The organism is Williamsia sp. (genome assembly GCF_036566845.1).
Classification (GTDB): Bacteria; Actinomycetota; Actinomycetes; order Mycobacteriales; family Mycobacteriaceae; genus Williamsia.
Window position 1 is genome coordinate 1 of record NZ_DATCVM010000158.1, and the last position, 2,684, is coordinate 2,684.

A 2,684-nucleotide genomic window follows, 5' to 3' on the forward strand; every position below is an offset into this window, starting at 1 on the left:
GTGTTCGCCCACTATCTGGCCGCGCACGACCTGGTCAGCGAACCGACCTTCGTCGTCGGCTCGCGGGCCGGCGGGAGGCGCGTGACCGTCCATCACCTCTCGGAGTCGTCGGCGGACGTGAGTGTGCTGATGGGGCGGGTGCGGACCGGTGCCGAGAGCAAGGCGAGCATCGGCGATCAGACGTATTCGGGGTTGTCGGTCAACGTCGGCAATCCCCATCTGGCCTGTGTGGTCGAGGGACTGAGCGCCGAAGGCCTCGGCAGCATCGACCTCACCGCGCCGATCACGTTCGATCACACCGACTTTCCCGACGGCGTCAACATCGAACTGATGACACCACTGGTCGAACGGACCGACGAGGCCCTGGTCGGCGAGGTGTCGATGCGGGTACACGAGCGCGGAGTGGGGGAGACCCGCAGCTGCGGCACCGGAACGGTGGCAGCAGCGGTCGCGGCCCTGCGATCAGTCGGGCGCAGCACCGGCGCGGTTGTGGTCAACGTTCCCGGCGGAGCGGTCACCGTCACCGTCGGTGAAGAAGACAACGAACTACGGGGGCCCTCTGTCCTGGTCGGCGCGGGCATGCTCAACGCAGGGTGGCGCTAAAACCGTTATGCAGTGCACGTGTCCGAATGTCACCATGGTCATCTCATGACTGAACACTCACCCGACTCACATTCACCCACCACCGGCGAACTACAACTCGACGAGCGCAGTTCGCTCAAGCGTGTTGCGGGTCTGTCCACCGAGCTCACCGACGTCACCGAGGTCGAATACCGCCAGCTCCGACTCGAACGGGTTGTTCTCGTGGGGGTCTGGATGCAGGGCAGCACCAATGCGCAGGCGGAGTCCAGCCTCGCCGAACTGAAAGCCCTGGCCGAGACCGCCGGTTCCGAGGTACTCGAAGGCCTCTTCCAGCGCCGCGACAAACCGGATCCGGCCACCTATATCGGTTCGGGCAAAGCCCACGAGCTCCGCGAGGTCGTTGTTGCCACCGGTGCCGACACCGTCATCTGCGACGGTGAACTGACGCCGGCACAGCTGACCGCACTGGAGAAGGTGGTGAAGGTCAAGGTCATCGACCGCACCGCGCTGATCCTCGACATCTTCGCCCAGCACGCGACCTCGCGCGAGGGCAAAGCACAGGTGGCGCTGGCCCAGATGGAATACATGCTGCCGCGTCTGCGGGGCTGGGGCGAGTCGATGTCCCGCCAGGCCGGTGGTCGCGCCGGTAGCAACGGCGGCGTGGGCCTGCGTGGTCCAGGTGAGACGAAGATCGAAACGGACCGTCGCCGTATCCGCGAGCGGATGGCGAAGTTGCGCCGTGAGATCCGCGAGATGAAGACGTCACGAAACACCAAGCGCACCAAGCGGAAACAGGCTGCGGTCTCGTCGGTTACGATTGTCGGCTACACCAACGCGGGCAAATCAAGTCTGATCAACGTCATGACCGGATCCGGCGTCCTGGTGCAGAACGCGCTGTTCGCCACCCTCGATCCGACAACCCGGCGGATGGCCCTCGACGACGGCCGCGAGATCGTGGTCACCGACACCGTCGGGTTCGTCCGGCACCTCCCGACTCAGCTGGTCGAAGCGTTCCGCTCGACGCTCGAAGAGGTCGCGGACGCGGACCTGCTGCTGCACATCGTCGACGGGTCGGACCCGATCCCGACCGATCAGATCAGTGCGGTGCGCAATGTCATCGAGCAGGTGATCCACGACGAGAAGGCCACCGCCCCGCCAGAGTTACTGGTGGTGAACAAGATCGATGCCGCCGATCCGACTGTCCTGACGCAGCTTCGGGGTCTGTTCCCCAAAGCGGTCTTCATCTCGGCCGCCACCGGCGAAGGTGTCCCCGAACTACTCGAACGGGTTCGCGAGTCGGTGTCGCGACACGACGTCCACGTCAGTGTCCGGGTGCCGTACTCCCGGGGCGACCTGGTCTCACGCATCCACGCCGAGGGCGATGTTTCGCGCGAGAGGCACGGAGCCGACGGCACCGAGATCATCGCGAGCGTGCCTTCGGCACTTGCCAGTCAGCTGGCGGAGTTCGCCGCACCCAATCTGTACTGATTCCCGCGGGGTCTGTTCCGATTCCTGTCTTTGGGGACGGTCGTGTCTTTGGGGACGACCTTGGGCTGAATGTAGAATCCAGTTACAGTTGCTGGCATATCCACGTTGAGACACCTCGTTATGGAGACATTGATGGAACGCGCGCTATTCGAGCCCGAGCACCTCCTCTTCCGCGATTCGTACCGCAGCTTCCTGGAGCAGCATGTGGCGCCGCACCACGACCGCTGGGAGGAGCAGAACATCGTCGATCGAGATGTGTGGATCGAAGCCGGGAAGAACGGCTTCCTTGCCGTCGACGCGCCCGAGGAGTTCGGTGGTGGCGGCGTCGACGACTTCCGCTACCAGGCCATCGTGTCCGAGGAGTCCGCACGCGGCGGGTTCAGCGGTCTGGGGTTCACCTTGCACAACGACGTGATCGCGCCGTACCTGCTGGAACTCACCAACGACGAGCAGAAGGCGCGCTGGCTCCCGGGATTCACCTCCGGTGAGCTCATCACGGCCATCGCCATGACCGAGCCCGGAACCGGCTCGGACCTGCAGGGCATCAAGACCAACGCCAAGAAGGACGGCGACCACTGGGTGCTCAACGGGTCGAAGACCTTCATCACCAACGG

3 protein-coding genes are annotated in these 2,684 nt (G+C 64.5%); all 3 read left to right on the forward strand.

What is annotated here, in order from left to right; genetic code table 11:
- Positions 1-603, forward strand: a 603-nt coding sequence (gene dapF / locus VIQ49_RS15325) for a diaminopimelate epimerase (RefSeq protein ID WP_331886078.1), incomplete at its 5' end; no start/stop codon positions are given.
- A gap of 45 nt (positions 604-648) precedes the next feature.
- Positions 649-2,070: a GTPase HflX gene (gene hflX / locus VIQ49_RS15330; RefSeq protein ID WP_331886080.1), complete on the forward strand. Its 1,422-nt coding sequence runs from the start codon at positions 649-651 to the stop codon at positions 2,068-2,070.
- 132 nt (positions 2,071-2,202) lie between these two features.
- On the forward strand, positions 2,203-2,684 hold a 482-nt coding region (locus VIQ49_RS15335; protein ID WP_331886082.1), incomplete at its 3' end, for an acyl-CoA dehydrogenase family protein.